We start from the raw sequence: 14,953 nt of genomic DNA, 5'->3' as shown, positions 1-14,953 counted from the left end.
CCGCTCCCGCCCGACTCAGCCCCCCAGCGCCGGCGCCCCGCCCGGCGCGACCATGCGTTCGCCGTCGATCACGATCGGGCTCGCCAGTCCGTCGACAAACGCGCCCTCGGGCCGGAAACGCATCCCGCGCGCGATCACCTGCGGGTCGGCGAACACGCCCGCGAGGTCGTTGATCGGCCCCGCGGGCACATCCTCCGCCTCGAGCGCGAGCGACAGGGGCTGCGCCTCCCAGGCCGCGATCTTCGCCGCGAGCAGCGGGATCAGTTCGCCGCGGTTCGCCAGCCGCGCCGCATTGGTCGCGAAGCGCGGGTCGTCGACCCAGCCCGGCTCGCCCAGCACCGCGCACAGCTTGCGGAACTGCCCGTCGTTGCCGACCGCGATCACCAGCTGGCCGTCGGCGGTCGCGAAGGCCTGATAGGGCACGACATTGGCGTGGCCGTTGCCCATGCGCCAGGGCGACACGCCGCTCGCCAGATAATTGGCCGCCTGGTTGGCGAGCACGCCGACCTGGCAATCGAGCAAGGCCATGTCGATATGCGCGCCGGCACCGGTGACGTCACGGCGCCGCAGCGCGGCGAGGATCGCGACAGCGGAATACATGCCGGTGAAGATGTCGGCATAGGCGATTCCGGCCTTTTGCGGCGCGCCGTCGGGCTCGCCGGTCAGCGACATCGCGCCGCCCATCGCCTGGATGATGAAATCATAGCCCGCGCGGTGCGCATAGGGCCCGGTCTGGCCGAAGCCGGTGATCGAGCAGACGATCAGCCGCGGGAAATCGGCGCGCAGCGTCGCGGGATCGAGCCCATATTTGGCGAGTCCGCCAAGCTTGTAATTCTCGATCACCACATCGGCACCGGCGATCAGCGCGCGGACCTCGGCCTGCCCCTCGGCGGTCGCGATGTCGATCGCCACCCCCCGCTTTCCGCGGTTGGTGCTGTGATAATAGGCCGCACCGAGATTTTCGCCCCCGGCCCCCGTAATGAAGGGCGGCCCCCACGCGCGCGTGTCGTCGCCGGTGCCCGGCCGCTCGACCTTGACCACCTCGGCGCCCAGATCGGCGAGCAATTGCCCGCACCACGGCCCCGCGAGCACCCGCGCCAGCTCGACGACGCGGATACCTTCCAGCGGTTCAGGCAAAGGCCGAAATGCCCGTGATCGCGCGGCCGAGGATCAGCGCATGGACGTCGTGCGTGCCCTCATAGGTGTTCACCGTTTCGAGGTTCACCGCGTGGCGGATGACATGATAGTCCGCCGAAATGCCGTTGCCGCCGTGCATATCGCGCGCGACGCGCGCGATATCGAGCGCCTTGCCGCAATTGTTGCGCTTGAGCAGGCTGATCATGTCGGGGGCGACGTGCCCCTCGTCGATCAGCCAGCCCACACGAAGGGCAGTCTGCAACCCGAGCGCGATTTCGGTGAGCATGTTGGCGAGCTTGAGCTGTACGATCTGGTTCGCCGCGAGCGGGCGTCCGAACTGCTTGCGCTCGAGCGTGTAGCTCCGTGCCGCCTCGTAGCAGAACTCCGCCGCGCCCATCGCGCCCCAGCCGATGCCGTAGCGCGCGCGGTTGAGACAGCCGAAGGGCCCCTTGAGCCCCGACACATGCGGCAGCAGCGCATCCTCGCCGACCTCGACCCCGTCCATCACGATCTCGCCGGTGATCGAGGCGCGAAGGCTGACCTTGCCCTCGATCTTGGGCGCCGACAGCCCCTTCATGCCCTTTTCGAGCAGGAAGCCGCGGATCGCGCCGTCGTGCGCGTCGGACTTCGCCCACACCACGAAGACGTCGGCGATCGGCGAATTGGTGATCCACATCTTCGCACCCTTCAGGCGGTATCCGCCCGCGATCTTCTCGGCGCGGGTGCGCATCCCGCCGGGGTCGCTGCCCGCATCGGGTTCGGTCAGCCCGAAGCATCCGACCAGCTCGCCCGACGTCAGGCCGGGCAGATATTTGCGCTTCTGCTCCTCGCTGCCATAGGCGTTGATCGGATGAATCACGAGGCTGCTCTGCACCGAACAGGCCGACCGGTACCCCGAATCGATCCGCTCGACCTCGCGCGCGATCAGGCCGTAGCTGACATAGCTCAGCCCCGCGCCGCCATATTCGGGGTCGATCGTCGCGCCGAGCAGCCCGAGCGCGCCCATCTCCGACATGATCTCGCGGTCGAAACGCTCGTTGAGAAAGGCCGAGGTCACGCGCGGCAGCAATTCGCCGGTCGCATAGGCGCGCGCGGCATCGCGGATCATCCGCTCCTCCTCGCTCAGCTGCGCGTCGAGCAGCAGGGGATCGAGCGGGTCGAGCGCGGCGACGCGCTGCGGATCGGCGAGGGCCATGGTCGGGCTTTCTCTTTATGCGAACGCCCGGAACCGGATCGCGCGCTAGGGGGTGGTCGCGGCCGGGACTTTTCCGGCCGTCGCGGCGGGCTGGCCGCCGCGCGGCTCCAATATCGCCGCGGTCTCGATCAGGTCAAGCGCGCGCCGCGCCTCGTGATAGCGGCGCGCGTCGATGAGCCATTCGCCCGCCGCCGCCGCGCCGGGCATCGCCTCGACCTCGGCGATCGCCTTGTCGGCCATGCCGCCCGCCAGGTAGCGGCGCGCGCGTTCGAGCCGTTCGTTCGCGCGCGGCGACTGGGTGCCGGCGGCGCGGACGACGAACAATTCGCCGAGCTCGCGGCGCAATCCGGTCCACAGGCTGCCATTGTCGCCGCTGCGCCCCACCAGATTCGGCGCGATCGCATCGAGTTCGGCGCGCAATTGTTCGAGCGTGACCGGGTCGCGCGAGGTTTCGATGATCGTCTTCACCGCATTGGGCTGGTCGTCGCCGAAGCGCAGGCGCAGCTGGGCATCGAGATAGCCGAGCGGGAGCCCGCGATCGAGCGCGCGGCGCACCGCGAAGGCGACGAGCAGCCCTTCGGCGCGCGAGGCGTTGCCCGAGGCCGAGGCGGCCTCGAGCGTGATCCGCGACAGGCGCTGTTCGAGTTCGGCGACGCGCTCGGGCAGCGTCGAAGGATCGCCCGGCAGCGCCGCGGCGGGCGCGGCAACGCCCGCCGGCGCTTCGGCGGCCGCCCTCGCCGCGAGCAGCCGGTCGGTCGCCGCCGTATCGACCACCGTCGGCGCCGCGGCTTCGCCGCCGGCCAGCCAGCGGTTCATCGCCCAGCCGCCCCCGACGACGCCGATCAGCAACAACAGCAGCGCGGCGATCGCCAGGCTGCGGAACGATGGCCCCTTGCTCGATGGCTCCGCACCCAGACGGGCGGGGGTCTCGCTGCTTTCGATTGCCATGTGTCTCTTTCAAACGACCTTATTTTTGCGCCTTTTGGCACAAAGCATGAGCCGCTGTCACCATCGCCGCGTCGTCGGGCCGGTCCGTAACGGTAACAGCGGCCCAGCCGGCACCGCCCGCCTCGGCCGCCGCCGGACTGATCGCGACGAGCGACAGGCGGTCGCGCCGTCCTTCGGTGAGCGTCGCGATCCGCGCCGCGCCGCGCGCCGAATGGGCGAGCAGGACGGCGGGCCCGGCGATCAGCCTGTCCCAGCCCGCAGGCGGATCGACCGGATCGACCGCATAGCAGGGCAGCGGCACGAGGCGCGCGCCCTTCGCGTCGAGGTCCGACCGTTCGCGTCCGCAAAGCCATAATATCCGGGGCTTTTCCGATGACGTCATGGCGTCGACCAGAGCCTGTGCATCGCTCGCGCCGGTCGCGACCACCCGCAATCCCACCGCTTCCGCCGCCGCCGCGGTGGCCGCCCCGACGGCATGAACGGGCAGCGACACCAGCCCTGCGAGTTCGCCGCCCGCAAGCCGCGCCGCCTGCGCGCTGGTCAGCAGCAGGACGTCATAATCGCGTGGATCGGGAGCGTGCCAGGCCAGCGGCACCGCCGCGAACAAGGGCATCGCACGGGCGTCGAGCCCTGCCGCCTTTGCCCGGTCGACCGTCGCCGCATTGCCCGGCTCGGCGCGCGTCACGATGACGGACGGCGATTCGGTCATGCCCCGAACAGGCGGCGGACCGCATCGGGGGCTTCGTCCAGCAGCTGGCGTGCCAATGTCGCTGCCGCATCGGGGCCCTCGATCAGCACATGGCTTAGCCACATGCTCCGCCCCATCCTCTGAATAAAGCTCGGCATCGAGCCGCAGCACTCCATCGTCCGTAAAATGCGCATAAGCCGCGACCGGCGAGCGGCAATCGCCGCCGAGCGCCGAAAGAAAGGCGCGTTCGGCCGCGACCGCGCGGTGCGTCGGCCGATGATCGACCGCCGCGAGCAGGCCGCGGATCGCAGCATCGTCGCTGCGGCATTCGATCCCGATCGCACCCTGCGATGCCGCGCGGCAGCAGCGCCGCGGCCTCCTGCACCGTCCCGATATCGTCCATGCCCAGCCGGTCGAGCCCCGCCGCCGCCAGCAAGGTCGCATCGACCTCGCCCGCCGCAAGCCGCGCGAGCCGCGTCTGGACATTGCCGCGCAGCAGCAGTGTTTCGATATCGCGCCGCAGCCTTTTCACCTGCGCCGCGCGGCGCGGGCTGCTCGTCCCCAGCCTTGCTCCCGTCGGCAGTGCTTCGATCGTCGTCGCGACGATCCCGTCGCGGACGACCAGCCGGTCGCGCGGATCGGCGCGTTCGAGCATCGCGCCCAGAAAGAAGCGCGCCTCGCGCAGCGTCTCGACATCCTTCAAACTATGCACCGCGATATCGATCGTCCCCGCGTCGAGCGCCGCGTCGAGTTCGCGCGTCCACAGCGCCTTGCCGCCGACATCGGCCAGCGCCCGGTCCTGGATGCGGTCGCCCGTCGCGGTCATCGGCACGATTTCGAGCGCCGCCGGGTCGAGCCCATGGGCGCGCACCAGCGCCGCCGCCGCCATATCGGCCTGCGCACGCGCGAGCGGCGAGGCGCGCGTGCCGATGCGCAGCGGGTTCGCGGGGGTCGGAAGCGGGATGGAAGCCATGCGCCGCTGCTAGGGCGTCGCGGCGCGAAAGGGAAGACAAGGGGCTTCAGGCAAAGATTTTGTTCACGCGGAGACGCGGAGGAGAAGATTCGGGCCGAAAGGCCCCTTTTTATCGGGGCTATGCCATGGCGCAACGTGCGATGAGAAAGCCGCTTCGCGGCGATCACAATCTCTCCGCGTCTCCGCGCGAACAAAATTCTCCTTTCCTCGGCGCGCTCTGCGATCTCTGCGCGAACCCCCGGATCAACCACGCTTGCCCCCTTGCGCCTCGCGCGCGTAAAGGGCGCGCAAGATTATGTCTCTTATCCTCGGCCTCGAATCGAGCTGCGACGAAACCGCGGCGGCGCTCGTCGATAGCGACCGGCGCATCCTCGCGCACCGCGTCGCGGGACAGGAGGCCGATCATGCGCCCTATGGCGGCGTCGTGCCCGAGATCGCGGCGCGCGCCCACGTCGACCGGCTGGCGCCCATTGTGGAACGCGTGCTCGCCGATGCCGGAAAGACGCTCGCCGACGTCGATGCCATCGCCGCGACCGCCGGGCCGGGGCTGATCGGCGGCGTCATGGTCGGGCTCGTCACCGGCAAGGCGCTCGCGCATGCGGCGAACAAGCCGCTGATCGCGGTCAACCATCTCGAGGGCCATGCGCTGAGCCCGCGCCTCGCCGATCCCGACCTTCAATTCCCCTATCTGCTGCTGCTCGTCTCGGGCGGCCATTGCCAGCTGCTGCTCGTCAGGGGCGTCGGCGATTACCGCCGCCTCGCCACCACGATCGACGACGCGGCGGGCGAAGCGTTCGACAAGACCGCGAAGCTGCTCGGCCTCGGCTATCCCGGCGGCCCCGCGGTCGAGCGCGTCGCCAGCGACGGCGATCCGAAAGCCGTGCCCCTCCCTCGCCCGCTCGTCGGAAGCGCCGAGCCGCATTTCTCCTTCGCGGGCCTCAAGAGCGCGGTGGCGCGTGCAGCGACGAGCGGCGAGTACAGCACCCCCGACCTCGCCGCCTCCTTCCAGCAGGCGGTGGTCGACTGCCTCGTCGACCGCAGCCGCATCGCGCTCGCCGCCTGCCCGGACGCCACCGCCTTCGTCGTCGCGGGCGGGGTCGCCGCCAATGGCGCGATCCGCGGCGCGCTTACCGATCTCGCCGCGCAGCATGGCAAGCCCTTCGTCGCTCCGCCCTTGTGGCTGTGCACCGACAATGGCGCGATGATCGCCTGGGCGGGCGCCGAACGCTTCGCCGCGGGGCTCACCGATCCGCTGGGCATCCCCGCGCGACCGCGCTGGCCGCTCGACCCCGAAGCCGAGGCGGTGCGCGGCGCCGGAGTCAAGGCATGACGCGTGAAGGCATGACGTCACGCTTCGGCATCGTCGGCGGCGGCGCCTGGGGCACCGCGCTGGCGCAATTGCTCGCGGCGGACGGCGCCCCCGTCCGGCTCTGGGCGCGCGAGGCGGAGGTCGTGACGGCAATCAACACGGAGCATCGCAACCCCGTCTTCCTGCCCGGCGCGGCACTGTCGCCTTCGCTCGCCGCGACCGACGACCTCGCCGACCTCGCCGCCTGCGACGCGCTGCTGATCGTCGTTCCCGTCCCCTATATGCGCGCCGTCCTCGCCGGGCTGCCACCGGGCGAGGCGCCGCTGATCCTGTGCAGCAAGGGCATGGAGGCGGAGAGCTTCGCCTTTCCGGTCGATATCGCGCGCGAGGTCGCGCCCGCGCGCCCGGTCGCGGTGCTGTCGGGGCCGACCTTCGCGCACGAGGTCGCCGCCGGCCTGCCCACCGCGATCACCCTCGCCGCCACCGATCCCGCGCTCGGCGACGCCCTCGCCCGCGCGCTCGCGCGCCCGCATTTCCGCCCCTATGCCAGCACCGACGTGATCGGGGCCGAGATCGGCGGCGCGGTGAAGAATATCCTCGCCGTCGCCTGCGGCATCGTCGACGGCGCCGGGCTCGGCCTCAACGCGCGCGCGGCGCTGATCAGCCGCGGTTTCGCCGAAATGACGCGCTTCGGCCTGTCGCGCGGCGCCCAGGCCGAAACGCTGGCGGGCCTCGCCGGGCTCGGCGACCTCGTGCTCACCTGCACCTCGAGCAATTCGCGCAACTTCTCGCTCGGCCAGGGACTCGGGCGCGGCGAGGATGTGCGCGCGCTGATGGCCGACCGCCGCACCGTCGCCGAGGGCGCGTTCAGCGCGCCCGTGGTCGCCGCCGCGGCGCGCGCCGACGGCATCGACATGCCGATCACCGGCGCGGTGGCGCGGCTCGTCGCGGGCGAAATCCGCGCTTCCGAGGCCATTCAGGCCCTGCTCAGCCGCCCGCTGCGACGCGAAGGCCGGTGACACGCGCGACACGATTGCCTGCCCCCCGCCGCCGCGCTAGTCTGCCCGCCGGGGAGAAGCAGAAGGGGCGCCAGGCTTGAGCCAGACGGACAGCGCGGCGCCGCCCGCATCGCCCGACGCCGCGCCTTCGCGCGATGCCGACACCGCCGCGCTCGCCAAGGGCGGACGCACCAACTTCCTCGGCTTCATCCTGCGCCTCGTCGCGCGCCTGCCCTTCCTTTACGTCGCCGGCCGCTGGTACGGGCCCGAGGCGGTCGGACGCTTCGCCTTCGCCGTGCTCGTCATCGAACTGGTCGCGCAGCTGTCGACGCTCGGGCTCAAGCGCGGCCTCGCCGAGCAATTGAGCGCGCCCGGCGCCGATCCGCGGATCACCGTGTGGGACGGCATGTTCGTCGCCTTCCTCGCCTCGGCGCTCGGCTCGGCGGCGCTGCTCCTCTTTCCGCAGTTCATGTTCCCGAGCGGGTCGATCAGCGCGTCGGACCGCGCCATGGCGCTCCTCGTCTTCGCGATCGCGGGGACCGAGATCGCGCTCGCCGCCTGCGCCTATCGCTTCGATATCGGTGCCACGGTGCGCGCGCGCGCGGTGGTCGAACCCTGGGTGATCAGCCTCGGCGCCGCCGCCTTCTGGTACGTGTCGCCGCCCGACGGGCTGATGCTGTCCTATGCCGCGGCGATGCTCGGCGCCTTCGCCACTGCGCTGTGGCCGATGATCCGCCATTATGGCGGACCCGGCGTCTGGCGCCCGCATCCCGCGCACCTGATCTCGCTCGCGCGCCGCAACGCGCCGCTCGCCGCCGCCGACGCGATCGAATGGGGCACGCGCCGCCTCGACCTGTTCATCCTCGGCCAGTTCACCTCGCCGACCATCTACGGCATCTATTATATGGCGCAGCAGGTCGCCTCGCTGCCGCAGAAGCTGAAGACCAGCTTCGAACCGATCCTCGGCCCGGTCATCACGCGCAACCTCGCCGAGAATCGCCTGGCGGCCGTCGCCTCGCAGGTCAGCCAGGTCGGTTTCTGGATCATCGCCGCGCAGGCCGGGGTCGCGCTCGCCCTCGGCATCCCGGGGGAGGCGGTGATGGGCCTCGTCGGCCCCGAGTTCGTCAGCGGCACGCCCGCGCTCGCCTTCCTGCTCGCCGCCGAGGTCGTCGCGGCCACCGCCGTGGTCAGCGAGGCGGCGCTCGTCTATGTCGCGCGCCACCGCAACCTGCTGATCAGCCTCGCGACGCTCGGCCTGCAGGCGCTGCTCAGCGTCGCCCTGATCCTGATCGCAAGGTCGATGGGCCTGCCGCCGATCACATATGCGGCGGCGGTCGCGCTCGCGCTGATGCTGGCGCTCGGCTTCGCCTCGGTGGTCAAGGCGCGGCTGCTCTCGCGGATTCTCGACGCGCCGGTGAACAGCCTGCGCTGGGCGCTCGTCTGGGCGACCGCGGGCGCCGCGGTGCTCGGCTGGGGCGCGACGCGGCTCCCCGAATGGGCCGAACTGCTGATCGGCGTTCCGGTGATCCTCGGCATCTATGGCTGGCTGATCTGGACGCGCGGCTTCGGCCCCGCCGACCGCGCCTTGTTTCGCAAACATCCCGAACCGGCAGCGGGCTGACCCCGCCCCGGCCTGGCCGCCGCACCTTATCCGAGGCGTTCGGCGACCTTCGCCTTGAGGTCGGTCTGCGCGCGCGGGCCGACCTGCGCGATGATCTCGCGCGCGCACACCGCGCCCATCGTCAGGCAGTCGGCGATGCCGCGCCCTTCGGCGAGACCCGACAGGAATCCCGCGGCGAACAGGTCGCCGGCGCCCGTCGTGTCGACCACCGTGTCGATCGGCTCGGCGGCGACTTCACTGCGCTCGCCGTTCGTCACCGCGACCGCGCCATGCGCGCCGCGCGTCGCGACGAGCAGGGGCACGTCGGCGGCGACCTTTGCCAGCGCGGTCTCGAAATCGCCCTCCTGCGCCAGTTCGAGCAGTTCGGCCTCATTGGCGAAGAGGATGTCGATCTCGCGCGCCGCCATCATGCGCCGGAAATCCTCGCCATGGCCGGCGACGACGAAGGTGTCCGACAGGGTGAAGGCGACGCGGCCGCCCGCGGCGCGCGCCAGCGCGATCGCCTCCGCCATCGCCGCGCGCGAGGCGTCGGCGTTCCACAAATAGCCTTCGAGATAGAGGATGTCGGCATCGGCGATCAGCGCGGCGTCGAGCGATTCGCGGCCCAGATTCTGCGACGCGCCGAGGAAGGTGTTCATCGTCCGCTGCCCGTCGGGGGTGACGAGGATCAGGCAGCGCGCGGTCGGCGCGCCGCCGTCCTGCGCCGGCGTGTCGAAGGCGACGCCGAGCGAGGTCAGGTCGTGGGTGAAGACCTGGCCGAGCTGGTCCTTCGCCACCTGGCCGATGAAGCCGCAGCGGCGCCCGAGCGCCGCCATGCCCGCGAGCGTGTTCGCCGCGCTGCCGCCCGACATTTCGACCGTCGGCCCCATCGCCGCATAAAGTCTGGTCGCCTCCTCGGCGTCGATCAGCCGCATCGACCCCTTGACCAGTTTCTCGCGCTCGATCAGCGCGTCGTCGGCGCGGGCAAGGACGTCGACGATCGCATTGCCGATGGCGACAACGTCGAAACGGGCGGTGGAGGCCATGAAGATTCCTGTCGGTGATGGGAAAGATTGCGCGCGGCTTTAGGGACGGCGGCGCGCCAAGGCAAGCGCGACGCTTGACGCAGCCCCCGCACCCGCGCCATCCCGCGACCATGGCCCGCGCGATCCATGCCCTGATGCTCGCCCTGCAGGATCTGCCGCGCCGCCCGGTGCTCGCCGTGCTCGCACAAAGCCTCGCCCTCACGCTGCTGATCTTCGTCGCGGCGGGCGCGGCGATCTTCTTCGCCGCGCGCTGGGCGCTGTCGCACTGGCAATGGCTCGGCGCGGTCGAACGCGACATGGCGGGCATATTGATCCTTCTCGCGCTGCTCGGGGTGAGCTGGCTGCTGTTCCGCGCCGTCGCGATCGCCGTCGTCGGCCTGTTCGCAGACGGCATCGTCGCCGAGGTCGAGGGGCGCCGCTATCCCGGCGCGGCGACGCGCGCGGTGCCGGTCAGCCTGGGCAGGAGCCTTCGCCTCGGCCTGGTGTCGGTGGCCCGGCTGATCGCCGTCAATCTGGTCGCGCTGCCCCTCTATATCCCGCTGCTGTTCACCGCGGTCGGCGCGCCCCTGCTCGCCTTCGCGATCAACGCCGCCCTGCTCGGCCGCGATCTCGAGGCGATGGTGCTGGCGCGCCATCCCGGCCATCCGCGCCTGACGCGCGGCGCGCGCTGGTCGCTCGGCGCGCTGTCCGCCGCGACTTTCCTGGTGCCCGTCGTCAACCTGTTGGCGCCGATCGCCGGCGCGGCTATGGCCGTCCACCTGATCCACCTGCCGAACAGGGACCCCGCATGATCCGCGCCTTTGCCGCCGCCCTGACCCTTGCCGCGCTCGGCGGCTGCGCATCGGCGGTCCCGCCGCCGCGCGGCAATCCGCCGCCGGTGACCGCCGCCCCCGCACCGGCGATCGTCAAGCCGGTCCAGAACAACAGCCTGATCGGGTACAGCGCCGACGCGGTTGGCTCGGCTGTTCGGCAAGCCGCGCCTCGACGTCACCGAAGGCGCCGCGCGCAAGCTGCAGTTCGAGGGACCGGCGTGCGTCGTCGACATCTATTTCTACGCCCCGCGCGCCGGCGCGCCGCCGGTCGCGACGCATGTCGACGCCCGAACGCCCGACGGGCGCAACGCCGAGGTCGACAGCTGCGTGGAGACGCTGCGGCGCTGACCGGCACCTCTCCCGTTCAAAGAAGGGGTACGGCATTGAGCCCCAAGCTGATCCGATTCCCCGAGCGAAGACGAGGGGCTCCTTCGAGCGGAGCGAGAAGCTGCACCGTCGCTGCCTCGACTTCGCTCGGGGAATCGGTTGATTCGGATTTCGTGCAATCCGCCATAAGCCTTTCGCGACGTCAGGACGCCAGTTCGGCCAGCGCCCATGCCGCCGCTTCCGCCACCACCGCCGATTCGTCGCTCTTCAGCCGTTCGAGCATCGGCGCGAACCGGACATCGCCGCTGTTCCCCGCCGCGATCGCGGCGTTGCGCACCATCCGGTTCCGCCCGATGCGCTTGATCGGCGAGCCCGCGAAGACCTGCCGGAATGCGGCGTCGTCGAGCGCCAGCAGATCGCCGAGCGACGGCGCCGCCAGCTCGGCGCGCGGCAGGAAGGCGCGGTGGCGCGCCGCGCGGTCGGCGAACTTGTTCCACGGGCAGACGGCGAGGCAATCGTCGCAGCCATAGATGCGGTTGCCCATCGCGCGGCGGAACTCGGCCGGGATCGGCCCCGCATGTTCGATCGTGAGGTAGGAGATGCAGCGCCGCGCATCGAGCCGGTAGGGCGCCGGAAAGGCCTGCGTCGGGCAGGCGTCCTGGCACGCCGTGCAACTGCCGCACCGATCGCGCCCCGGCGCCGACGGCGCGAGGTCGAGCGTCGTGTAGATCGCCCCCAGGAACAGCCAGCTGCCATGATCGCGGCTGACCATGTTCGTATGCTTGCCCTGCCAGCCGAGTCCCGCCGCCGCCGCCAGCGGCTTTTCCATCACCGGCGCGGTGTCGACGAACACCTTGACCTGCGCGTCGCTCGCCTCGCCGACGAGCCAGCGCGCAACATGCTTCAGCGCCTTTTTCACGACGTCATGATAATCGGCCCCCTGCGCATAGACCGAAATCCGCCCGCGCCCGGGATGCTCGGCGAGCGCCAGCGGATCGGTATCGGGCGCATAGCTCATCCCCAGCGCGATCACCGATTTGACCTCGGGCCACAGCCCCCGCGGCGATCCGCGCTGCCCGGCGCGGCTTTCCATCCAGATCATCTCGCCGTGCCGCCCCTCGGCCAGCCACTGGTTCAGCCGCGCCGCGGTCTGCGGCGCCGCATCGGCGTGCGCGATGCCGAACGCGACGAAGCCGTGCGCGCGCGCGGCCGCTTCGAGGCGCTGCTCGATCGTCGCATCGGGAGAAGACAAGGCTTCGGCAACCATATGCGCGCTATACGGCAAGTAGGCAGCCATGCCATATGACTGTCTCCACCCCGTTCGTCCTGAGGAGGGGCTGAGCGAAGTCGAAGACCCGTCTCGAAGGATCCGGCGCCGCGCGGGGTCCTTCGAGATGCCATTTCGACAAGCTCAATGGCTCCTCAGGACGAACGGAAATATTGCGTCAAGGACCCGCTTTTGACCGATCTCGCCGTCGAGGCCCTTGGCCTCACCAAATATTATGAAGCGTTTAAAGCTGTCGATGACGTCAGCCTCCAGGTCCCGACCGGCAGCATCTATGGCGTGCTCGGCCCCAATGGCGCGGGCAAGACCACCAGCCTGCGCATGACGCTGGGCATCATCGACCCCGACGAAGGCGAAAGCCGCCTGCTCGGCGGCCACAAGCCGCAATCGGTGCGCCATCGCATCGGCTATCTGCCCGAGGAGCGCGGGCTTTATCCCGGCATGAAGGCGCGCGAGGCGATCGCCTTCATGGGTGCGCTGCGCGGGCTCGACTGGTCGGAGGGCCGCCGCCGCGCCGCCGCCTTCATGACCGAGCTGGGGCTCGAACGCGTGATCGACGAGAAGATCCGCAAGATGTCGAAGGGCATGGCGCAGATGGTCCAGCTGATCGGTTCGATCGTCCACGCCCCCGACCTGATCGTGCTCGACGAGCCCTTCTCGGGCCTCGACCCGGTCAACCAGGAACGGCTCGAAACGCTCGTCCGCCGCGAACGCGACCGCGGCGCGACGATCCTCTTTTCGACCCATGTCATGGCGCATGCCGAGCGATTGTGCGACCGGCTGGCGATCATCGCGCGGTCGCAGCGCCATTTCGAGGGCACGGTCGACGAGGCCCGCGCGCTGCTGCCGATGCAGGTGCGTTATACGCCGCGCGCCGAGGTCGGCGCCGATGCGGTCGCCGCGCTCCTCCCCGCGGACGCCGAATTGCGCGGCGAGGCCTGGCACTTCGCGATCGACGACCGGGATGTCGAGCCCCTGCTCTCGCGCATCACCGCGAGCCACTTCGGCGTCACCGGCCTGTCGATCAGCCGCCCGGCGCTCCACGACGCCTTCGTCCATATCGTGCGGCAGGTCGATGCGAGCTTCACCGCCGACGCCGCGGTCGAAGCCGGCGAGGAGGCCGCGGCATGAAGGCCTTCCTCAGGAATATGATCGTCGTCGCGCGCCGCGATTTCCTCGCCATCGTCGCCACCCCGACCTTCCTGCTCTTCCTGCTCGCGCCGCTGTTCATGGTCGGCATGGGGCTGGCCGGCGGGATGGGCGCGTCGCAGCTCGCCGACAGCGCGCGCGGCGCCGGTCGCCTCGTCGTCGTCGCTGACCAGGCCGATATCGAGGATTTCCGGACCGCCGACGCCCGGCTGCGCACCGCGATGCCGCGCGAACCCGCTATGCTCGTCCTGCGCGTCGCACACCCCGCGACCGACGATCCGGTGGCGGTCGCGCGCGAAAAGGGCAGCGACACCTATGCGGTGCTCAGCGGCCCGCTCGCCACGCCGCGCATCGTCGAGCGCGAACCCGACAGCAGCGCGGGCCGCTATCTCGCCTTGCTCGCGGGCGAGGTCCTCCGCGCCCGTGCCGCCGGACCGTTGCCGCCGGTCGCCGCGAAATTCGAGAATCTGTCGCGCGGCGGCACCAGCATCGCTGCGCAGCAATCGCTGGGCTTTGGCGCAGTCTTCGTCATCTTCCTGCTCACCTTGCTCCTCGCCGGGCAGACCGTCAGTTCGCTTGCCGAGGAAAAGGGCAACAAGGTCATCGAAATCCTCGCCGCCGCGGTACCGCTCGAAAGCGTCTTCCTCGGTAAATTGCTCGGTTTCCTCGGCGTCGCTGTCCTCTTCATCGCCTTCTGGATCATGATGGCCCTCGCCGGCGGCTTCGTCGCGGCGACGCAGATGGACCCGGCGCAGATCGCCGCGGCAGGCGGGACGAGCAAGGCGATGGCGACCCTCGCCGCCACGCCCGCGGTCGGCTGGCCTTTCTTCCTCGGCATCGGCTTTGCCTATTTCGTCCTGTCCTTCCTGCTGCTTGGCGCGGTATTCCTCGGCGTCGGGGCGCAGGCGGCGACGGTGCGCGAGATCCAGATGCTCAGCCTGCCGATCACCATTTTCCAGGTCGCCATGTTCAGCCTGTGCGCGGCATCGGCGAGCGCGCCGGGCAGCGGGCTTGCGGCCTTCGCGCAGATATTCCCCTTCTCCTCGCCGCTCGCCATGGCGGCGCGCGCGGCGACCGACGATGCGGTCGGCGTCCACCTGCTCGCGCTCGGCTGGCAGGCGATCTGGGTCGCGCTCGTCGTTTATCTCTCGGTCCGCCTCTTCCGCGCCGGCGTGCTCGGCGGCCGCCGCGACTGGCGCTTCTGGAAAAGGAAGCGGGCTTAAGAATCTTCCAGGCGAACGCCGCCCGACCCGCCAGCGGCCGCCGGAATATTTCACGCGAAGACGCGAAGGCGCGAAGAGCCTGTGCCCGCCGCGAAGCGGCTCTTCAATTCGACATCGCGGCAACCCCTATGGTGATGGATAATAGGGCCTATCGGCCCGAAGCTTCTTCTTCGCGTCTTCGCGTGAACCAAAAAAATCCCAAACCATCCGGCGTGCACGAAGCTCGAGATGAATCGCGGTCGTCCCGTCATTGACAAAGCTGT

At 70.4% G+C, this 14,953-nt stretch carries 13 protein-coding genes and 1 pseudogene; 7 read left to right on the top strand and 7 right to left on the bottom strand.

What is annotated here, in order from left to right; all coding sequences use genetic code 11:
- Nucleotides 1-15: 15 nt before the first annotated feature.
- From N0A20_RS17945 to hemC, 5 genes and pseudogenes are all read right to left on the bottom strand, one after another.
- On the bottom strand, nt 16-1,137 hold the full coding sequence (locus tag N0A20_RS17945) for a CaiB/BaiF CoA transferase family protein (protein ID WP_260581674.1): 1,122 nt from the start codon (nt 1,135-1,137) through the stop codon (nt 16-18).
- The gene (locus N0A20_RS17940; protein WP_260581673.1) at nt 1,130-2,332 is read right to left on the bottom strand and encodes an acyl-CoA dehydrogenase; all 1,203 of its coding nucleotides are present in this window, start codon (nt 2,330-2,332) and stop codon (nt 1,130-1,132) included. Before N0A20_RS17940 ends, N0A20_RS17945 begins: the two co-directional genes overlap by 8 nt.
- 45 nt (nt 2,333-2,377) lie before the next feature.
- Nucleotides 2,378-3,280 carry an MICOS complex subunit MIC60 gene (locus N0A20_RS17935; protein ID WP_260581672.1) on the bottom strand — a complete coding sequence of 301 codons (903 nt, stop codon included), beginning with the start codon at nt 3,278-3,280 and terminating at the stop codon, nt 2,378-2,380.
- A gap of 19 nt (nt 3,281-3,299) precedes the next feature.
- The gene (locus N0A20_RS17930; protein ID WP_260581671.1) at nt 3,300-3,989 is read right to left on the bottom strand and encodes a uroporphyrinogen-III synthase; all 690 of its coding nucleotides are present in this window, start codon (nt 3,987-3,989) and stop codon (nt 3,300-3,302) included.
- A pseudogene (hemC, locus tag N0A20_RS17925) lies at nt 3,986-4,941 on the bottom strand (hydroxymethylbilane synthase). Before hemC ends, N0A20_RS17930 begins: the two are co-directional and overlap by 4 nt.
- A 295-nt stretch (nt 4,942-5,236) precedes the next feature.
- On the opposite strand from hemC, the gene tsaD reads away from it, so the two are divergent.
- The 3 genes from tsaD (at nt 5,237) to N0A20_RS17910 (ending at nt 8,869) form a co-directional block, all read left to right on the top strand.
- Nucleotides 5,237-6,271 (top strand): tRNA (adenosine(37)-N6)-threonylcarbamoyltransferase complex transferase subunit TsaD, encoded by a 1,035-nt coding sequence (tsaD, locus tag N0A20_RS17920; RefSeq protein ID WP_260581670.1) that lies wholly within the window; start codon nt 5,237-5,239, stop codon nt 6,269-6,271.
- On the top strand, nt 6,268-7,269 hold the full coding sequence (locus N0A20_RS17915) for an NAD(P)H-dependent glycerol-3-phosphate dehydrogenase (RefSeq protein ID WP_260581669.1): 1,002 nt from the start codon (nt 6,268-6,270) through the stop codon (nt 7,267-7,269). Before tsaD ends, N0A20_RS17915 begins: the two co-directional genes overlap by 4 nt.
- Nucleotides 7,270-7,345: 76 nt before the next feature.
- Nucleotides 7,346-8,869 (top strand): lipopolysaccharide biosynthesis protein, encoded by a 1,524-nt coding sequence (locus N0A20_RS17910; RefSeq protein ID WP_260581668.1) that lies wholly within the window; start codon nt 7,346-7,348, stop codon nt 8,867-8,869.
- A gap of 26 nt (nt 8,870-8,895) precedes the next feature.
- Here the strand turns inward: N0A20_RS17910 and N0A20_RS17905 are convergent, their stop codons facing one another.
- Nucleotides 8,896-9,894 carry an adenosine kinase gene (locus tag N0A20_RS17905; protein ID WP_260581667.1) on the bottom strand — a complete coding sequence of 333 codons (999 nt, stop codon included), beginning with the start codon at nt 9,892-9,894 and terminating at the stop codon, nt 8,896-8,898.
- A gap of 74 nt (nt 9,895-9,968) precedes the next feature.
- Here N0A20_RS17905 and N0A20_RS17900 point away from each other — a divergent pair, with 74 nt between their 5' ends.
- A complete protein-coding gene (locus N0A20_RS17900; RefSeq protein ID WP_260581666.1) occupies nt 9,969-10,685 on the top strand; it encodes an EI24 domain-containing protein in 717 nt (238 codons plus the stop codon).
- Between the two features lie 162 nt (nt 10,686-10,847).
- Nucleotides 10,848-11,054, top strand: a complete 207-nt coding sequence (locus N0A20_RS17895; RefSeq protein WP_260581664.1) for a hypothetical protein — start codon at nt 10,848-10,850, stop codon at nt 11,052-11,054.
- A gap of 181 nt (nt 11,055-11,235) precedes the next feature.
- On the opposite strand, the gene queG is transcribed toward N0A20_RS17895, so the two are convergent.
- On the bottom strand, nt 11,236-12,300 hold the full coding sequence (gene queG / locus N0A20_RS17890; RefSeq protein ID WP_260583948.1) for a tRNA epoxyqueuosine(34) reductase QueG: 1,065 nt from the start codon (nt 12,298-12,300) through the stop codon (nt 11,236-11,238).
- A 147-nt stretch (nt 12,301-12,447) separates the two neighbouring features.
- Here queG and N0A20_RS17885 point away from each other — a divergent pair, with 147 nt between their 5' ends.
- Complete coding sequence (locus N0A20_RS17885; protein ID WP_409574696.1) at nt 12,448-13,449, top strand: ABC transporter ATP-binding protein; 1,002 nt, start codon at nt 12,448-12,450, stop codon at nt 13,447-13,449.
- Nucleotides 13,446-14,690 carry an ABC transporter permease gene (locus tag N0A20_RS17880; RefSeq protein ID WP_260581661.1) on the top strand — a complete coding sequence of 415 codons (1,245 nt, stop codon included), beginning with the start codon at nt 13,446-13,448 and terminating at the stop codon, nt 14,688-14,690. Before N0A20_RS17885 ends, N0A20_RS17880 begins: the two co-directional genes overlap by 4 nt.
- Nucleotides 14,691-14,953 lie beyond the last annotated feature (263 nt).

This window comes from Sphingopyxis sp. PET50 (assembly GCF_025244705.1).
Taxonomy (GTDB): Bacteria; Pseudomonadota; Alphaproteobacteria; order Sphingomonadales; family Sphingomonadaceae; genus Sphingopyxis.
This window is presented reverse-complemented; position numbering and strand designations above follow the sequence as displayed.